Origin of the sequence: Microbispora siamensis, assembly GCF_016863095.1 — a bacterium.
Classification (GTDB): Bacteria; Actinomycetota; Actinomycetes; order Streptosporangiales; family Streptosporangiaceae; genus Microbispora; species Microbispora siamensis.
In genome coordinates this window covers 125597-142377 of sequence record NZ_BOOF01000003.1, presented here as the reverse complement: position 1 = coordinate 142377, position 16781 = coordinate 125597, and the positions used below count along the sequence as shown (strand labels likewise).

The following is a 16781-nucleotide window of genomic DNA, read 5'->3' as shown; positions in this document are numbered from 1 at the left end:
CGGTCAGGACGCCGGAGCCTGCTGGGCGGCGTTCGGGAGGGCGTGGCGGTGTGGCTCGCCGTGCTCGCGCCGCCAGGCGTCGACCATGCGCGTCACCCACTCCGCCACGGTGTGAGCGCCCTTGTCCTCCCTGATCGACGTGAACAGCACCGGCTTGCCGTCCCGTACGGCCGCCGCGTCGCGGGACATCACGGTCAGGTCGGCCCCGACCATCGGCGCGAGGTCGGTCTTGTTGACCACGAGCAGGTCGGCCGAGGTCACCCCCGGCCCGCCCTTGCGCGGCACCTTGTCGCCGCCCGACACGTCGAGCACGAAGATCTGCCGGTCGGCCAGGCCCCGGCTGAACGTGGCGGTGAGGTTGTCGCCGCCGCTCTCGACGATCACGAGGTCGAGCGGCCCGAACCGCTCCTCCAGCGTCTCGACGGCGTCCAGGTTGGCCGCGATGTCGTCGCGGATGGCGGTGTGCGGGCAGCAGCCGGTCTGCACGGCGAGGATCCGTTCCGGGTCGATGACTCCCGCGCGGCGCAGGAAGTCGGCGTCCTCGGTGGTGTAGATGTCGTTGGTCACGACCCCGAGCCGCAGCGACGGCCCGAGGCTGCGGCACAGCGCCGCCACCAGGGCGGTCTTGCCGCTGCCGACCGGCCCGCCGATGCCGAGGCGGAGCGCCCGCCCGTGCGGCTCGGCCGCGTCGTGGAGGTCGTCGTGGTGAGCGCCCATATCGGGTACCTGCTCTTTCTCGTGCGGTGGCCGGTGCGCGGATGTCAGGAGACGAAAAGCTTCATCGGGTTGGTCAGATGTCCCTCCGCCAGGAGGTCGAGCGCGGGCGCGCTGTGCCCCGGCAGCGCGCGCCATCGCGCCCGCCATGCCGCGTGCCGCCCGGGCTGCCGTCCCGGGTGCTCTTCCGCCCGGCACTCGTCCGGCTCCCCGTCCGCCGGGACCGCGTCGTCGAGCGATGCGCAGGCGGCGCGGGCCGTGTCGCCGAGCGCGGGGGCGAGGTCGGCGAGCAGGCGGTGGACGGTGACCGGGTCGAGGCCGAGGAGCCGTACGGCCGCCGTGGCCGGGCCGGTGACCGAGGTGTACGCGGCGGCCAGCGCGGCCTGGCGGGGCGTGCAGCCCGCCGATGCCGCCACCGCGCCGAGCGCGACGGGGTGGTGCGGACCCTCCGGCACGGCCCGCGCGAGCGTGTCCAGGGCGGCCGAGGGCCACATCCGGCGGGCTGTGCGCAGCAGGAGCCGCCCCTGCGTGCGGGCGGCCTCCCGCTGGGCGGGCGAGGCCGTCCGGGCGTCGGCCTCGGCGTCCAGCCGCCGCCACAGCGGAACGCCGTCCGCGGCGCCGTTCTCGGGCGGTGCCCCCGGGTCAAGGCCGGCGCCGAGCTCCCGGTCCGCGGCGGCCAGTTCGCACGCGGCAGCGGCGAGGGCGGCGGTGACGAGGCCGGCGGTGGCGAGCCTGCCGCGCAGGAACCGCGCCAGGTCGCCGGTGCCGGTGACCTCGCCCAGCCGTACGGCCTCCTCCACGCCGCCCGAGTGCGCGTGCCCGCCGGCCGGGAGCCGGGAGTCGGACAGGAGCAGCAGCGCCGCGTCCCCGTCCATGTCAGAAGAGGAAGTAGCGCTGCGCCATCGGCAGCGACTCGGCCGGGGCGGGCTCGATCAGCTCGCCGTCCACGTGGACGGCGAAGGTGTCGGGGTCCACCCGGATGTCGGGCAGGGCGTCGTTGAGCGGCATCGCGTCCTTGCGCCGGGCGCGTACGTCGGCCACGGGGACCAGCCGTCTGCCGACGGCCAGGCGGTCGGCCAGGCCGTCATCCAGCGCGAGCGGCGCGACGAAGTGCAGCGAGGTCGCGGCGGCGGTGGCCGGGGCCGCGCCGAACATCGGGCGGGGGAGCACGGGCTGCGGCGTCGGAATCGACGCGTTCGCGTCGCCCATCTGCGCGTAGGCGATGACGCCGCCCTTGACGACGAGGTCCGGCTTGACCCCGAAGAAGGCCGGGCTCCACAGGACGAGGTCGGCGAGCTTGCCTGCCTCCACCGAGCCGATCTCCGCGTCCAGGCCGTGGGCGATCGCCGGGTTGATCGTGTACTTGGCGACGTAGCGGCGGGCGCGGAGATTGTCGGCCGGGCCGTCGCCCGGCAGCGCGCCGCGGCGCCGCTTCATCACGTGCGCCGTCTGCCACGTACGGATGATCGTCTCGCCGACGCGGCCCATGGCCTGGGAGTCCGAGCCGATCATCGAGATCGCGCCCATGTCGTGCAGGACGTCCTCGGCCGCCATCGTCGTCGGCCGGATCCGCGACTCGGCGAACGCCAGGTCCTCGGGGATGGAGGGGCTGAGGTGGTGGCACACCATGAGCATGTCCAGGTGCTCGTGGTGGGTGTTGACGGTGTGCGGCCGGGTCGGGTTGGTGGACGACGGCAGCACGTTGGCGTGGGAGGCCACCGTGATGATGTCCGGGGCGTGTCCGCCTCCGGCGCCCTCGGTGTGGTAGGCGTGGATCGCCCGGCCGCCGATGGCCCGCAGGGTCGACTCCACGAACCCCGCCTCGTTCAGCGTGTCGGTGTGGATGGCAACCTGCACCCCGGTGGCGTCGCAGACCCGCAGGCACGCGTCGATCGCGGCCGGGGTGGTGCCCCAGTCCTCGTGCAGCTTGAAGCCCGACGCCCCGGCCCTGAGCTGTTCGAGCAGTCCCTCCTCGCTGACCGTGTTGCCCTTGCCGAGCAGGGCCACGTTGACCGGATAGGCGTCCAGCGACTCCAGCATCCGGCCGAGATACCAGGTGCCGGTCACGGTGGTGGCCTTCGTGCCCTCGGCGGGTCCTGTGCCGCCGCCGACGACCGTGGTGACGCCCGAGGCGAGCGCCTCGTCGAGGATCTGCGGGCAGATCAGGTGGACGTGGGAGTCGACCGCGCCCGCCGTGACGATCTTGCCGTTGGCCGCGAGGATCTCGGTGGACGGACCGATGACGAGGTCCGGGTGGACGCCGTCCATGGTGTCGGGGTTGCCGGCCTTGCCGATGGCGACGATCCGGCCGTTGCGCACGCCGATGTCGGCCTTGACCACGCCCCAGTAGTCGAGGATCACCGCGCCGGTGATGACGAGGTCGGCCGCGCCCTCGGCCCTCGTGGTGCGCGCCTGCCCCATCGACTCGCGGATGACCTTGCCGCCGCCGAACACGGCCTCGTCGCCCGCTCCGGCGGGCCCCATCGAGAGGTCCTCGGTCACCTCGACGTACAGGTCGGTGTCGGCCAGGCGCACCCGGTCCCCGGTCGTCGGGCCGTACAGGGCGGAGTAACGGGAGCGCTCGACGCTAGACATCGATCCTCCCGTCGAGAGGCCCGGCCCACTCGGGACGAAGGCCCGGTACGACGCGGTGGCCGGCGATCGGGACCAGCGTGACGTCGCGCTCCACCCCGGGCTCGAACCTGACCGCGGTGCCCGCCGGGATGTCGAGGCGGGTGCCCCAGGCCGCCTCCCGGTCGAACTCCAGGCCCGGATTGGCGGCGGCGAAGTGGTAGTGCGAGCCGACCTGCACCGGGCGGTCGGCCGTGTTGACGACTCTCAGGGTGATCCGCTCCCTGCCGGGGTTGAGCGGCACGTCGCCGTCGCCGCAGAGGATCTCGCCCGGCACGCCCGTGAAGCTCGTCGCGCCGTGCTGACCGATTCGCTCGCTTCGCTCGCTCATGCGATCGGGTTGTGGACGGTGACGAGCTTGGTGCCGTCGGGGAAGGTGGCCTCGATCTGGACGGACTCCAGCATCTCGGGCACGCCCTCCATGACGTCCTCGCGCCGCAGCACCTTGCGGCCGGCGTCCATCAGGTCGGCGACGCTGCGGCCGTCGCGGGCGCCCTCCAGGAGGAAGGACGCGATGAGGGCCGTCGCCTCCGGATGGTTGAGGCGAAGGCCGCGCTCCTTCCGCTCGCGGGCCACGCCCGCGGCGACGTGGATGAGGAGCCGTTCCTGTTCGTGTGGAGTGAGCCGCATGGCGGGACGATAAGTACCCGGCGTTTCCCCCGCGTTACCCGCTGATTTCGTATGCGTATCCGGACGGCGGTGAGCCCTCGCTAATGAGTTGTTAACCGCCGGGATTTCGGCGGGAAATACCGCGCGCTCACCTTGACGGCAGACGGATCGGCGCGGGGACCGCGGCGGCAAGGGAGAGGCATTTGCGTAACTCATTATGGCGCACCGGAGCGGTGTTCACGCTGGCGGCCGTGACGCTCGCGGCCTGTGCCGGGCAATCGTCCACGAATGACACGGGCGCCTCCTCTGGGGGCTCCGACACCATCAAAGTGGGCATTCTCCACTCACTCAGCGGCACGATGGCCATCAGCGAGGTCACGGTCAGGGACGCCGAACTGCTCGCGATCGACGAGATCAACGCGGCGGGCGGCGTGCTGGGCAAGAAACTGGAGCCCGTCGTGGAGGACGGCGCGTCCGACTGGCCGACCTTCGCCGAGAAGGCCACCAAGCTCATCGCGCAGGACAAGGTCGCCACCGTCTTCGGCGGCTGGACGTCGGCGAGCCGCAAGGCGATGCTTCCCGTCTTCGAAAAACGCAAGGCTCTGCTGTGGTATCCGGTCCAGTACGAGGGACTGGAAAGCTCGCCGTACATCTTCTACACGGGCGCGACGACCAACCAGCAGATCGTCCCCGGGCTCGACTACCTGAAGGAGAAGGGCAAGAAAAGGCTTTTCCTCGTGGGCAGCGACTACGTCTTCCCGAGAACCGCGAACAAAATCATCAAGGCGTACGCCGCGGCGAACGGGATGGAGATCCTCGGCGAGGAGTACACGCCGCTCGGGCACACCGAGTACAGCACGCTCGTCAACAAGATCGTCGAGGCGAAGCCGGACGCGGTCTTCAACACCCTGAACGGCGACAGCAACGTCGCGTTCTTCAAGCAGCTCAAGAGCACCGGGATCAGCGCCGACCAGATGCCGGTCATGTCGGTGTCCGTGGCCGAGGAGGAGGTCAGGGGCATCGGGGTCGACAACGTCGCCGGGCACCTCGTGGCCTGGAACTACTACCAGACGACCGACACCCCCGCGAACCAGAAGTTCGTCGCCGCGTTCAAGGCGAAGTACGGCGCCGACAAGGTGACCTCCGACCCGATGGAGGCCGGATACAACGCCGTCTACCTGTGGGCCGAGGCCGTGAAGAAGGCCGGGACCACCGACGTGGAGGCCGTCAAGAAGGCCGCCGGCGGCGTGTCCCTCGACCGCCCCGAGGGCAAGGTCACCATCGACGGCGACAACCAACACGTCTACAAGACCGCGCGCATCGGGGTCGTCCAGCCGGACGGCCAGATCAAGGAGGTGTGGAACTCCGGCGAGCCGATCAAGCCGGATCCCTACCTCAAGACGTACTCCTGGGCCGGCGGCCTGGTCTGACGGCCGCCATGGAGGGAGTGCTCAACCAGCTGCCGATCGGGCTGTCGATCGGAGCGGTCCTGCTGCTGATCGCCCTCGGGCTGACGTTCACGTTCGGGCAGATGGGCGTGGTCAACATGGCCCACGGCGAGTTCATCATGGCGGGGGCCTACACGGCCTACCTGCTCCAGGGCGTGGGGTTCCTGATCGCCCTCCCGGCCGCGTTCGTGGTCGCCGGGCTCATGGGCCTGGTCCTGGAGCGCACGCTGATCCGGCGCTTCTACGGCCGCCCGCTCGACACGCTGCTGCTCACCTGGGGCGTCAGCCTCATGCTCCAGCAACTGGCCAGGGACCTGTTCGGGGCGCCCAACGTGCAGGTGGCCTCGCCCGCCTGGCTGCGCGGCGGCGTCGGGATCCTGCCGTACAACCGGCTGTTCATCATGGCGCTCGCCGCGGCGTCGGTGCTCGCGATCTGGGCGTACATGAACAGGACCGGGCAGGGGCGGCGCATGCGGGCGGTGATGCAGAACAGGAGGCTCGCGGCCACCAGCGGCATCGACACCGGGCGGGTCGACCAGCGGACGTTCTTCATCGGCTCCGGCCTCGCCGGGGTCGCGGGGGTCGCCCTCACACTGATCGGGCCGGTCGGCCCGACGCTCGGGACGTACTACATCGTGGACGCGTTCCTCGTGGTCGTCGCGGGCGGCCTGGGCCAGCTTCGCGGCGCGGTGCTGGCCGCGGCCGGCCTCGGCCTGCTGAACTCCTACGCCGAGTTCTGGAGCGACGCCAGCCTCGCCAAGGTGGTGGTCTTCGTGGCGATCATCGGCTTCCTGCAGGTCCGGCCGCAGGGGCTGTTCTTCGTCCGGTCGCGGGCGCTGACATGACGGCCCCCGCGGTGTCCGTACGGCGGTGGCAGGGCCCGGCGGCGTTCGCGGCGGTGTTCTCGGCCGTGGCGGTGCTCGCCCTGGTGGCGGCGCCGCTGCTGCTGGAGCCGTTCCGCCTCGGCCTGCTGGCCAAGTATCTCTGCTACGCGATCGTGGCGCTCGGCATCGGCCTCGCCTGGGGCCAGGGCGGCATGCTCACGCTCGGGCAGGGGGTGTTCTTCGGCCTCGGCGGCTACGCGATGGGCATGTATCTCAAGCTCAACGACGCCGCCGGGGACCTGCCCGACTTCATGGTCTGGAGCGGGGTGGAGAAGCTGCCGGCGCTGTGGAAGCCGTTCGGCAACCCGGTCTTCGCGCTGGCCATGGTCGTCGTGCTGCCGGTGGCGGTCGCCCTGCTGCTCGGCACGCTGGTGTTCCGCCAGCGCGTACGAGGGGCGTACTTCGCGATCCTCACCCAGGCGCTGGCGGCGGCGCTGGTGATCCTGCTGGTCGGGCAGCAGGGGCTGACCGGCGGCACGAACGGCCTGACCAACTTCTTCGACTTCTTCGGCAGGGACGTGGCGGCCGACGAGACCCAGCGGGGCCTCTATCTGCTGGTCGCGATCGTGCTCGGGGCGCTCTACCTGGGCGCCAGGCAACTCGTCCGCAGCCGGTTCGGGCGGCTGCTGCTGGCCGTCAGGGACGGCGAGGACCGCGTGCGCTTCCTCGGCTACGACCCGGCCACCGTGAAGACGCTGACCTTCGCCGTCTCTGCGGGCATGGCCGGCATCGCGGGGGCGCTGTTCGTCCCCGTGGTCGGCATCATCTCGCCGGCCCTGCTCGGCGTCGTCCCCTCGCTCGAACTCGTCGTCGCGGTGGCGGTCGGCGGCCGGTTCGCGCTGGCCGGCGCGGTGCTCGGCGCGGTCGTCATGGGGTACGCGCGGACCTACTTCAGCGAGGAGCTTCCGGACGCCTGGCTCTACCTGCAGGGCGCCCTGTTCGTGCTCGTCATGACGCTGGCGCCCAGCGGCATCGCGGGCCTGGCCGCCAACCTCGTACGGAGAAGGGAGGCACGGACGTGACCGAGGCGCTGTTGGAGATACGGAGTCTGGAGGTCGCCTTCGGCGGCTTCCGGGCGCTCGACGGTGTGGATTTGACCGTGGGGCGGGGTGAGCTGCGCTTCCTGATCGGGCCGAACGGCGCGGGGAAGACCACCCTCATCGACGTGATCACGGGCCTGACCAGGCCCACCGGGGGCTCGGTGCGGTTCGAGGGGCACGACCTCCTGGGCCGCAGGGAGCACGAGATCGTCCGGCTCGGCGTGGGCCGCACCTTCCAGACCTCGGTGGTCTTCGAGGAGCTCACCGTGCTGGAGAACCTCGACCTGGCCGCGTCGTTCCGCCGCCCGCTCTGGTCGCTGCTGCGGCGCAGGCGCGGGGTGTCGGAGGAGGTCACGGCGGCGCTGGAGACGACCGGCCTGGCCTCGCTGGCGGGCAGCAAGGCGGGGGTGCTGTCCCACGGGCAGCGGCAGTGGCTGGAGATCGGCATGCTGATCGTCCAGCGGCCCCGGCTGCTGCTGCTCGACGAGCCGGTCGCCGGGATGTCCTCCGGCGAGCGCGAGCGCACCGGCGAACTGCTCACCGAGGTCGCCCGCGACCACACCGTGATCGTGGTCGAGCACGACATGGACTTCCTGCGCCGCTACGCCTCCCAGGTCACCGTGCTGCACGAGGGCAGGGTGCTGACGGAGGGCTCGGTGGAGCAGGTGCGGGCCGACCCGCGCGTACAGGAGATCTACTTGGGACGGGCGCGGGAGGGTGCCGAGGATGCTGTCCGTTGAGGGACTGGAGTCGGGGTACGGCCGGGCCCGGGTGCTCTTCGGCGTCTCGCTGGAGGTGCCCGCAGGCCGCCTCGTCTGCGTGATGGGCCGCAACGGGGTCGGCAAGACCACCCTGCTCGACACCGTCATGGGCGTGCTCCCGGCGACCGGCGGGAGGGTGACGTTCGAGGGCAGGGACGTCACCCGGCTGCGCCCTGACCAGCGCGTACGGCTCGGCATGGGCTACGTGCCGCAGGGGCACGACACGTTCCCCCAGCTCAGCGTGATGGACAACCTCCTGGTCACGCTGGAGGCGTCCGCGCACCGGGACCGGGCGGCGCTGGAGGAGGCGCTGGAGGTCTTCCCCCGGCTCAAGCCGCTGCTCAAACGGCCGGCGGGCTTCCTGTCCGGCGGCCAGCAGCAGCAGCTCGCGATGGCCCGGGCCCTGGTCACCCGGCCGAAGCTGCTGATCCTGGACGAGCCGACCGAGGGCATCCAGCCGTCGATCATCCTGGAGATCGAGGAGGCCGTCGAACGCCTGCACGCGACCGGCCTCGCGATCCTGCTGGTGGAGCAGTACCTGGACCTCGCGCTGCGGCTGGCCGACGGGTTCGTGATCCTCGACGCCGGACGGGTCGTCAGGTCCGGCCCCGCGCGGGAGCTCCAGGACGAGGAGGTTCACCGCCTGTTGTCCGTCTGAGCCCTGTCGCCGGTCGCGGCCCCGCGTTTACGCTGGAAGGGAGGAAGCGATCGCACGTGTGAACGCCTTCGGCCGCGCCGGAGGCTCCGCACCGCCCATGCGGTGGGGGCCGTCCGGACCCGGCACTGCGCACGGCCCGACCGCTTCCTCCTGTCATGCGGAGCCTGCGACGTGGAGCCTGGCGTGCGGAGTTCCGGCTATCCGATCGCGACTCCCTCGACCCGCGCGCCCGCCGTGCCGTGCCAGGGGAAGTCGACGTCCACGCTCCGCACCTCGTCGGGCAGCCGGTAGACGCCGGCGTAGGTGACGCTCTCTCCGGGCGCCAGCGTTCTCTTGGCGGCCGTGCGGGACATGGACGTGCACACGCATTGCCCGCCGGAGTCGCGCAACGGGTAGTACCAGATCTTGGCGGACCGGTCGAGCAGGGTGACGCCGTCGGTGCCGCTCGGGGAGGGGCTGAACATGCCGTGATACCGCTGATCCTGCTCGAACGCCGACTGCAGCTCGACGTCGGACTGCCCGGTGTTGCGAACGGACCAGACCACGGTGGTCAGGCCGGTGGAGTCGCGATGCGCGCCGTTGACCTCGACCCGAAGATCCTTGGCGCCGTCGGCGGTGAACGCGGCGCTGCCGGACACCGGGGCCTCGCCGGGCGTCCACTCGAAGGGCTGCCCGCCCGAGGACTGACCCGTGGCGGACGATGAGGGCGACGAGGGCGGCGGAGGCGTGAACCGGACGGTGACCCGCCGGTTCTTGCGCCTCCCCTCCTCGAAGGCGTTGGAGGCCACCGGGTCCGCCGAGCCGTGGCCGGCGGTCCGGAAGGTGACGCCACCCCGGGTGACCAGCGTCCTGAGCCGGTCGGCCACGGCCTTGGCGCGCCGCTCCGACAACGGCTGGTTGATGGCGTCGTTCCCCGTGGTGTCGGTGTAACCGTCGACCTCGACCGTGGTGTCCCCGGAGGCGTCGATCTGCCCGGCCACTTCCTTCAGCAGCGCGCTCGCCCGCGGGGTCAACTCGGCTTTGTTCAGGGCGAACAGCACATCGGCCGACAGCCGTACGGCGCGGCCGTCGGCGTCCTCGTCCACCGAACGCTCGTCGCCCTCGGCCCGGCTGTGCACGCTGAGCACCCGCGGCGGCGCCAGGTCCACCGACGCCGGGTCGATCGTCTGGTCCGCCGCCGGCCGGAGCGGGCCGTCCGTGATCGGCACGTCCTGGACCGGCACGGTCAGCGGCATCGTCACCGTCACGCGCCGTACGTCCGGCGGAGGCGCGGGGAACACCGCGTGAACGTCCACCGATTCGCCCGGCCCGATCGTCGTGCCGGCCAGCGAGGAGCACAGGCACGTGTGGTCGGTGGTGGACAGCGGCATGTACAGCTTGCTGCCCCGGCCGTCGAGCAGTCCGATGCCGCCGGCCACCAGCGAGCTGCTGTCCGCCCCCCTTCCGCCCTCGAACAGACTGATCGACAGGTCGAGCCCGGTCCGACCGTCGTTGACGACCTTGAAACGGCCGGTCACCGTGGTGGCCGACGTCCGGTTCAGCGCGACGACCTCCACGTGCGCGGGACCCTGCCGGTGTGCCATGGGCACCGCCCTGCCCAGGGTCCCCCCAGGGCTCGCGGCGCCGTCCGGGGCCGGGCTGCGGGCGGTGACGCCAGGCGTCTTCCGCTCGTCCGAGCCGCCGGTGGGCTCGACGGCGTCGCCGGCGCATCCGGACAACGCGACGAGAAGGGCGGCCAGGCCGCCTCCCACGCGTGTGATCCCCTGCCGTTCGAGATTCGACCTGAGCATGATTCTCGTCCCCTGTTTCCCAAGAGCGCGGCATCCGCCAAGATTCTTACTCTGCCGGGCCGCCGACCGCGCACGGCGTGAGGATGGGATGGTGGACGAGGATCTCATGGGCGGGACAGGGTGGTCCCGCGCGGAACTGCTGGCCGCGGCCCGCTCGGGTGACGGCGACGCCTTCGGGCGCCTGGTCGGGCCGCTGCGGGACGAGCTGCGCGCCCACTGCTACCGGATGCTCGGGTCGGTCCACGACGCGGAGGACGTCGTCCAGGAAACGCTGGACCGGGCGTGGCGTGCCCTGCCGCGGTTCGAGGACACCGACTCTGAGAACCCTGGCTCCGACGACCGCGGCTCCGTACGGCCCTGGCTGTACGCGATCGCGACGAACAGGTCGCTGACGCTCATCGAACGGCGCGGGCGGCGCGAGCTGCCCGCCGATCTGAGCCCCGGAGGCGCGCCGGCGGCCGAGGCGGCGTGGGTCGAGCCGTTCCCCGACCGGTTGATGGGCTGGACGGCGGAGCTGGGCCCTGAGGCGCGCGCCCTGGCGCGGGAGAGCGTGGAGCTGGCCTTCGTCGCCGCGCTGCAGCACCTGCCGGCTCGGCAGCGGGCCGTGCTGCTGCTGCGCGACGTCCTCGGCTACGGCGCAGGCGAGGTCGCCGGCCTGCTGGAGACGACCGTCGCCGCGGTCAACAGCGCGTTGCAGCGGGCCCACGCCACGCTCGGCCGCCTGGTCCCGCCGGCCACCCAGCAGCGGACCCTCGGCCTGCTCGGCGAACCGGCGTGGCGGGAGACGGCCCGGCGGTACGCCGCCGCGTGGGAGGCCGCGGACGTGGACGCCATCGTGGCGATGCTGACCCATGACGCGAAGTACTCGATGCCGCCGCTGACGGCCTGGTTCCACGGGCACGACGGCATCCGCGGCTTCCTGCTGGAGACGGCAGGGAACCGGCGCTGGCGTTTTCTGCCGGCGCGGGCGAACGGGCAGGTCGCGTTCGGCACGTACCTCTGGGACGACGACCGCGGCGTCTACGCCGCCGCGGGCCTGGACCTGCTCGCCCTGCGCGGACCGCTGATCGCGGAGGTGGTCTCGTTCCTGGACGCCCACCTGCCGGCGTTCGGCCTGCCGGCGGAACTGACACTCGGATAGAGCGATGAGTCCGGCGGTCGCCGCGGGTTGTAGGTGCTGACAGGAATCATCAGCGCGACAACCCGGAAGGACCGAGCCGGATGACCGACGACCACAAGCTGATCCGCGACCTGATCGAGCGCTGGGCCGAGGCGGTCCACCGCGGCGACATCGACGGGGTCGTCGCCGACCACGCCGACGACATCGTGATGTTCGACGTGCCGCCGCCGTACGAGGGCGTGCGCGGCCTGGACGCCTACCGCGAGACGTGGCCGCCCTTCTTCGCCTGGCAGGCACAGGGTGCCTGCTTCGAGATCGAGTCGCTGGACGTGACCGCGGGGGAGGACGTCGCGTTCGCCCACGCCCTGCTGCGCTGCGGCAGCCCGGAAGAGCTCGCGGCGAACCCGCGGATGCGCCTGCGGCTGACGCTCGGCCTGCGCAGGCAGGACGGCCGATGGGTGATCGCCCACGAGCACCACTCGTTCCCGTACGTCGAGCCGGACGCCGATTCCGGAACGGCCGAGGAGGAGGTGCGCGAACTGCACCGCCGGTGGTTCGCCGGCACCGCCGCCGGAGACCTGGACGGCCTCATGGCCGGCATCGCCGCCGACGTCGTCTCCTACGAGCACGACGAGCCGCTGCAGCACCGCGGCGTCGAGGCGGTCCGCGAGGTCTGCGCGCGTGGCCTCGACGCCGCCGAGGACGGCGTGAGCTGGGACGTCCCGGACCTCAAGATCCTGGTGAGGCAGGACCTGGCGGTCGCGTGGGGGCTCAACCACATCCGGGTCGGGCAGGCCGGCGGCGAGAGCGCCGAGACGTGGTCACGCGGCACCCGCGTGTTCGAGAGGCGGGACGGCGCGTGGGTGATGATCCACCAGCATCTCTCCTTTCCGTACGATCCGGTCACCGGCGAGGCCAGGACCGACCTGCGCCCGTAGGGGGATGCCGAGCGCGGCTCGGCGTCCACGCCTCAAACGGCCTGAATCCGGCGGAAGGCGTCGGCGTGGGCGGTCGCCCATTGCTCGAAGGTGCGGGGTGGGCGTCCGGTCACCTCCCGCACCGTGGGGTGGATTTGCGACTCGTCAAGCGTGCCGTCGACGAAGAACCGGAAGAACGCGTCGACATACTGCGCGGGCATCTGCGCCTCCATCTCGGCCCGGGCCTCGGCGTCGGTCAGGCCCTCGCAGCGCAGATCCCTGTCGAGCACCCTGGCGAGGACGGCGACCTGGTCGGCGGGCAGCAGCGCCTGGGGGCCGGTCACTTCGTGGATCAGGCCGTCGTGCCCGTCGTCCAGCAGTGCCCGGGCCGCCACGGCGGCGATGTCGAAGGGATCGACGGCGGCGGTGCGCACGCCGGCGAACGGCACGCGCACCACGTCGCCGGCCTCGAACTGAGGGAGCCAGCGCAGGGCGTTGGACATGAACGACCTCGGCCTCAGGATGGTCCAGGGCAGGCCGGATGCCCGCACGGCACGCTCGGAGAGGGCCATGTAGCGGGAGACGGCGTTGGTCATGTCCTCCAGTGCGGCGGAGCCGCCCGTCAGCAGCACGATCCGCTCCACCCCGGCCCGGCGGGCGCGGGCCAGCAGGCCGGGCATGTCGTCGTAGCCCGGCAGGAGGAACACACGGCGGACACCGTCGAACGCCTCGGTCAGGCTCTCCGGGTGGTTGAGGTCGCCGCCGACGGGCTCCGCGTCAGGGGGCAGGGCGGCGTCCGCCGGGTTCCGGACGAGCGCCCGCACCCGTTCCCCCGCCCCGAGCAGCGCCTTGACCAGTTCCGAGCCGACGTTCCCGGTCGCGCCGGTCACCAGGATCAATTCACATCTCCGTTCGCTCACAAGAGGGGTTTACGCGGCCCGGATGAGTCCGGCCGCCAGGGCGATGAGCGCGGCCGCGAGGAGCAGGGCGCCGGTCCGCGTGAGCGCCGTGCCGTACGAGGTGCGGCCCTCCTCGCCGATGCGGAGGTGGAGGAAGAACCCGCCCGACTGGGCCAGCACTCCGGCGAGCAGGGCCGCGCCGCACAGCCATTCCAGGCCGTCGGGGAACCCGGCGCGGGGCAGGTACAGCAGATAGACGAGTGAGAGCACCAGGAGCACACCCGCGTGCGCGTGGCCGGCGCGGAAGAAGCGCTCGCGGAGGGCTCCGAGCCTGTCGCGGTCGGTGGTGACGAAACGCAGCAGCGCGTGCCCGCCGAACTCGACGGTGACGATCGACAGGATCGCGACGATCGGCAGGACTTCGGTGGGCTCCATCAGCGTGCCCCGGCGCCTGCGAGGGCCGCCGCCCGCTGCGGGGCGTGGTCGCCTGTCTTTCCCATGACATCTCCTGCGCACAAGACGGCAGAGCCGCGGCACGCGGCGGACGCCGTTCGGTGGATCTTGGTTCACTTCACCGAAAGCGTGGCAGAAGGCCGGAGGAGGCCGTTAGTGCCCCAGTAACGGGGCCGATGTGCATTTCGCACATGGCTAGATCCAGCCGGACTCGGTGGCGATCCGGATGGCGTCGACCCGGTTGCGGGCCCCCAGCTTGGCGACCGCCGAGGTGAGGTAGTTGCGCACCGTGCCGTAGGTCAGGAAGAGCCGCTCGGCGATCTCGGCGGGTTGCGCGCCCGTGGCCGACATGCGCAGCACCTCCGTCTCGCGCTGGCTGAGCGGGCTTTCCGGCGCCTCCAGCGCGACCAGCGCCAGCGACGGGTCCACCGCGCGTCCCCCCGCCGCGACGGTCCTGATCGCCGCGGCGAGCTCGGCCGGCCGGATGTCCTTCGGGACGAAGCCGGCGACCTGCACACCCAGCGCCCTGCGCAGGACGCCCGGTTTGGTCAGCGCCGTCAGGATCAGGACGGCGCATCCGGGCAGCGCCCTGCGCAGCTCGGCGGCCGCGGCCACGCCGTCCAGCCCCGGCAGATCGATGTCGATCACGGCCACGTCGGGCCGGTGCTCCAGCGCCGCGGGCACGATCTCCAGGCCGGAGGCCACCCCCGCCACCACCTCGATGTCGTCGTGCAGGGACAGCAGCTCGACCAGCGCTTCGCGGAGGATGTGCATGTCCTCCGCGATGAGGACGCGAATCACGCTCATCACCCTCCCGGCCCTCGAACGAACGGCCTCGACCGGCATCCGATCGACAGGATCATGCCAGCGGTCCCGACCCCGGGAGAGCCGGCGTGCCCGCACCCGGCTGGAAGCCCTCCGGACCGCCACCGGGTCCGGCCGGTGCGGGGAACTCGGCGAGCACCTCGAAGCTGTCACCGGCGCGGTGTCCCGCCGTGACCCGTCCGCTGGTCCGCGCCGCGATGCTGTCGAGCCCGGTGCCGCGCCGCTCCGGCCGCGCCGATCCCTCCCGTACGGTGGCCTGCACGGCGGCGCCGTCGTTGACCAGCCGCAACCGTACGCCGCCAGAAGTTCCCGACACGGCGATCTCACAGGTGCGGGCCTGACTGTGGCGCAGGACGTTGGTGACGCCTTCACGGAGCACCGCGGCCAGCGCGGTGTCGACCGGCGCGGAAAGCGGCCCCGTCTCGACGCGCACCACCGCCTCGATCCCGGCGTCCGCCAGCACCTCGCGGGCGGCGTCGATCTCACCGCTCAACCGTAGTTCGACCCGATCGCCGGTGATGGAGCCGAGCTCGACCAGGGCCCGGTCGACCAGTGACCCCAGTGCGGCGATCTGGGTCCTGGCCCTGGCGGGGTCGGTGCCGAGCAGGTGTTCTGCCACCTCACCCTTCAGGGCGACCGCCGACAGGCTGTAGCCCAGGATGTCGTGCAGGTCACCGGCGATCCGCAGTCGTTCGCGGCGCACCGCCGCCTCGGCGAGCTCGTGCCGGGTCCGCTCCAGCACCGTGAGGAGCCCGCTCAGCCGCCCGAGGCAGTACACCAGCCACATGATCATGACGTGGCCGCCGAAGTTGCTCAGCGCGGCGGGGAGGTCGTCGATGAAGAGGAAATCGCTGTCGACGCGGTGCAGGAACCAGGCGAGGTGCCCGGCCAGGACGACTCCGACGATCGCCCAGGAGCGCGGCGGCCGTACGTTGAGCAGCAGCTTGCCCGTGAAGACGCTCAGCAGGCGGTCCCAGGCGTCGGGGAAGACGGGCAGGGGCAGCAGGATCAGCAGGCTCTGCGCGACCAGCACCGTCCGCGACTGCGGAAGAACCTGAAGGACCGCGATGACGACGAGCAGGACGGTCGCGAAGGCGAAGGCCGGCCAGTCGCCGGGGCGGACGTAGGCCAGGTTCTTCAGGACGAGCACGCACTGGATGAGCAGGACCGCGAGCAGCACCCGTCGCGCCAGCCGCGGCGACTCGGCCGGCGGCGAGATCGTCTCGGGGGCATCGGCGCGGTAGGCGCCGGCCGTGGCACGCACCTCCGCCAGGGTGCGCCGCGCGAGTTCGATCCCTTCCCGGAGGGAGTGCCGCGCCTCGCCCGGTTCCTGCCGGGCCGCGGTCCGCATCCGGAAAGCGATCGCCTGGAGTTTCCCGCCGAGCAGGCGCCGCAGCTCTCCGTCCAGCCGCAGCCGTTCCCTCGACAGGGCCGTCCGGGCCAGTTCCTCGCGGGTCTGGTGAAGTCTCGCGACGGCCATGACGAGCCTGGACAGGCCGAAGACGATGAGACCGTCGTCCGCCGTGACGATCATGTAGCCGAGACCGCCCTGGACCTCCAACCCGGGATAGGGGTAGGCGGGGAGGAGGGCCGACGCGCCGGCCGCGGCCACGATGAGGACGAACAGCGGCCAGGCGATCCGCGTGGGGAGCGCGCACAGGACGGCGGCCGCCACCGTCCACGGGATCCACTCCCAGGACCCGCCGACGAACGGGATCGGCAGGAAGTAGAGCAGCACCACGGCGGCGAGGAGCCTGTATCGGACCGCTGGGCTCCAGCACCACATCGACAGCGCGATGAGCGGCGGGTAGGACGCCATCGGGAGCAGCACCCCGAGCGGACCGGCGCCGTTGTCCAGAGCGCTGAACGCGCGGATGTAGGCGAGGATGCCGAACGAGGCCCACAACATGGCCCTGGCCAGCCGGAGCGGAAGGTCGTCCGCGGTTCGCCCCACTCGCCGGGACCCTCCCGTGAACCGTGCGAAATGCACATCTAGCCGATGACCGGGACACTATCAGCCCCGCTTCCGCCG

At 71.9% G+C, this 16781-nt stretch carries 17 protein-coding genes; 7 read left to right on the top strand and 10 right to left on the bottom strand.

What is annotated here, in order from left to right:
- Positions 1–3 precede the first annotated feature (3 nt).
- Genes ureG through Msi02_RS03700 form a run of 5 tightly spaced genes read right to left on the bottom strand, consistent with a single transcriptional unit; the run spans position 4 to position 3975 of the window.
- A complete protein-coding gene (gene ureG, locus Msi02_RS03720; protein ID WP_204047070.1) occupies positions 4–717 on the bottom strand; it encodes an urease accessory protein UreG in 714 nt (237 codons plus the stop codon).
- A gap of 44 nt (positions 718–761) precedes the next feature.
- On the bottom strand, positions 762–1589 hold the full coding sequence (locus Msi02_RS03715) for an urease accessory protein UreF (RefSeq protein ID WP_204047069.1): 828 nt from the start codon (positions 1587–1589) through the stop codon (positions 762–764).
- 1 nt (position 1590) lies between these two features.
- Positions 1591–3309, bottom strand: a complete 1719-nt coding sequence (locus tag Msi02_RS03710; protein ID WP_204047068.1) for an urease subunit alpha — start codon at positions 3307–3309, stop codon at positions 1591–1593.
- Positions 3302–3676: an urease subunit beta gene (locus Msi02_RS03705; RefSeq protein ID WP_204047067.1), complete on the bottom strand. Its 375-nt coding sequence runs from the start codon at positions 3674–3676 to the stop codon at positions 3302–3304. The genes Msi02_RS03710 and Msi02_RS03705 overlap by 8 nt, the downstream gene beginning before the upstream one ends.
- Entirely contained in the window at positions 3673–3975 is a 303-nt protein-coding gene (locus Msi02_RS03700) for an urease subunit gamma (RefSeq protein ID WP_030506285.1), read from the bottom strand. The genes Msi02_RS03705 and Msi02_RS03700 overlap by 4 nt, the downstream gene beginning before the upstream one ends.
- 212 nt (positions 3976–4187) lie before the next feature.
- On the opposite strand from Msi02_RS03700, the gene urtA reads away from it, so the two are divergent.
- From urtA to urtE, 5 genes are read left to right on the top strand one after another with little or no spacing between them, the layout of a single operon-like run.
- Complete coding sequence (gene urtA / locus Msi02_RS03695) at positions 4188–5384, top strand: urea ABC transporter substrate-binding protein (RefSeq protein ID WP_239108118.1); 1197 nt, start codon at positions 4188–4190, stop codon at positions 5382–5384.
- 8 nt (positions 5385–5392) lie between these two features.
- Positions 5393–6247 (top strand): urea ABC transporter permease subunit UrtB, encoded by an 855-nt coding sequence (urtB, locus tag Msi02_RS03690; protein WP_204047065.1) that lies wholly within the window; start codon positions 5393–5395, stop codon positions 6245–6247.
- The gene (gene urtC, locus Msi02_RS03685; RefSeq protein WP_204047064.1) at positions 6244–7308 is read left to right on the top strand and encodes an urea ABC transporter permease subunit UrtC; all 1065 of its coding nucleotides are present in this window, start codon (positions 6244–6246) and stop codon (positions 7306–7308) included. Before urtB ends, urtC begins: the two co-directional genes overlap by 4 nt.
- A complete protein-coding gene (urtD, locus tag Msi02_RS03680; protein ID WP_079312192.1) occupies positions 7305–8066 on the top strand; it encodes an urea ABC transporter ATP-binding protein UrtD in 762 nt (253 codons plus the stop codon). Before urtC ends, urtD begins: the two co-directional genes overlap by 4 nt.
- Positions 8053–8745, top strand: coding sequence for an urea ABC transporter ATP-binding subunit UrtE (gene urtE / locus Msi02_RS03675; protein ID WP_079312194.1), 693 nt, complete (start codon positions 8053–8055; stop codon positions 8743–8745). The genes urtD and urtE overlap by 14 nt, the downstream gene beginning before the upstream one ends.
- Positions 8746–8942: 197 nt before the next feature.
- Here the strand turns inward: urtE and Msi02_RS03670 are convergent, their stop codons facing one another.
- Entirely contained in the window at positions 8943–10535 is a 1593-nt protein-coding gene (locus tag Msi02_RS03670) for an OmpA family protein (RefSeq protein WP_275414077.1), read from the bottom strand.
- An 88-nt stretch (positions 10536–10623) separates the two neighbouring features.
- Between Msi02_RS03670 and Msi02_RS03665 the strand changes: the two genes are divergently transcribed.
- Together Msi02_RS03665 and Msi02_RS03660 are read left to right on the top strand one after the other, a co-directional pair.
- A complete protein-coding gene (locus Msi02_RS03665) occupies positions 10624–11676 on the top strand; it encodes a sigma-70 family RNA polymerase sigma factor (protein WP_239108096.1) in 1053 nt (350 codons plus the stop codon).
- 80 nt (positions 11677–11756) lie between these two features.
- Positions 11757–12593 carry an SgcJ/EcaC family oxidoreductase gene (locus tag Msi02_RS03660; protein ID WP_204047063.1) on the top strand — a complete coding sequence of 279 codons (837 nt, stop codon included), beginning with the start codon at positions 11757–11759 and terminating at the stop codon, positions 12591–12593.
- 32 nt (positions 12594–12625) lie between these two features.
- Here Msi02_RS03660 and Msi02_RS03655 read toward each other — a convergent pair whose 3' ends face one another.
- The 4 genes from Msi02_RS03655 to Msi02_RS03640 form a co-directional block, all read right to left on the bottom strand.
- Complete coding sequence (locus Msi02_RS03655; RefSeq protein ID WP_239108116.1) at positions 12626–13462, bottom strand: NAD(P)H-binding protein; 837 nt, start codon at positions 13460–13462, stop codon at positions 12626–12628.
- A gap of 39 nt (positions 13463–13501) precedes the next feature.
- Positions 13502–13906 (bottom strand): hypothetical protein, encoded by a 405-nt coding sequence (locus Msi02_RS03650; protein WP_204047061.1) that lies wholly within the window; start codon positions 13904–13906, stop codon positions 13502–13504.
- A 213-nt stretch (positions 13907–14119) separates the two neighbouring features.
- On the bottom strand, positions 14120–14725 hold the full coding sequence (locus tag Msi02_RS03645; RefSeq protein WP_079312407.1) for a response regulator transcription factor: 606 nt from the start codon (positions 14723–14725) through the stop codon (positions 14120–14122).
- A gap of 58 nt (positions 14726–14783) precedes the next feature.
- Entirely contained in the window at positions 14784–16703 is a 1920-nt protein-coding gene (locus tag Msi02_RS03640; RefSeq protein WP_204047060.1) for a sensor histidine kinase, read from the bottom strand.
- Positions 16704–16781 lie beyond the last annotated feature (78 nt).

Bases quoted from the DNA above. Each gene is read 5' to 3' on its own strand.
- ureG (WP_204047070.1), bottom strand. From the start codon at position 717: ATGGGCGCTCACCACGACGACCTCCACGACGCGGCCGAGCCGCACGGG.
- Msi02_RS03715 (WP_204047069.1), bottom strand. From the start codon at position 1,589: ATGGACGGGGACGCGGCGCTGCTGCTCCTGTCCGACTCCCGGCTCCCG.
- Msi02_RS03710 (WP_204047068.1), bottom strand. From the start codon at position 3,309: ATGTCTAGCGTCGAGCGCTCCCGTTACTCCGCCCTGTACGGCCCGACG.
- Msi02_RS03705 (WP_204047067.1), bottom strand. From the start codon at position 3,676: ATGAGCGAGCGAAGCGAGCGAATCGGTCAGCACGGCGCGACGAGCTTC.
- Msi02_RS03700 (WP_030506285.1), bottom strand. From the start codon at position 3,975: ATGCGGCTCACTCCACACGAACAGGAACGGCTCCTCATCCACGTCGCC.
- urtB (WP_204047065.1), top strand. From the start codon at position 5,393: ATGGAGGGAGTGCTCAACCAGCTGCCGATCGGGCTGTCGATCGGAGCG.
- urtC (WP_204047064.1), top strand. From the start codon at position 6,244: ATGACGGCCCCCGCGGTGTCCGTACGGCGGTGGCAGGGCCCGGCGGCG.
- urtE (WP_079312194.1), top strand. From the start codon at position 8,053: ATGCTGTCCGTTGAGGGACTGGAGTCGGGGTACGGCCGGGCCCGGGTG.
- Msi02_RS03670 (WP_275414077.1), bottom strand. From the start codon at position 10,535: ATGCTCAGGTCGAATCTCGAACGGCAGGGGATCACACGCGTGGGAGGC.
- Msi02_RS03665 (WP_239108096.1), top strand. From the start codon at position 10,624: ATGGTGGACGAGGATCTCATGGGCGGGACAGGGTGGTCCCGCGCGGAA.
- Msi02_RS03660 (WP_204047063.1), top strand. From the start codon at position 11,757: ATGACCGACGACCACAAGCTGATCCGCGACCTGATCGAGCGCTGGGCC.
- Msi02_RS03650 (WP_204047061.1), bottom strand. From the start codon at position 13,906: ATGGAGCCCACCGAAGTCCTGCCGATCGTCGCGATCCTGTCGATCGTC.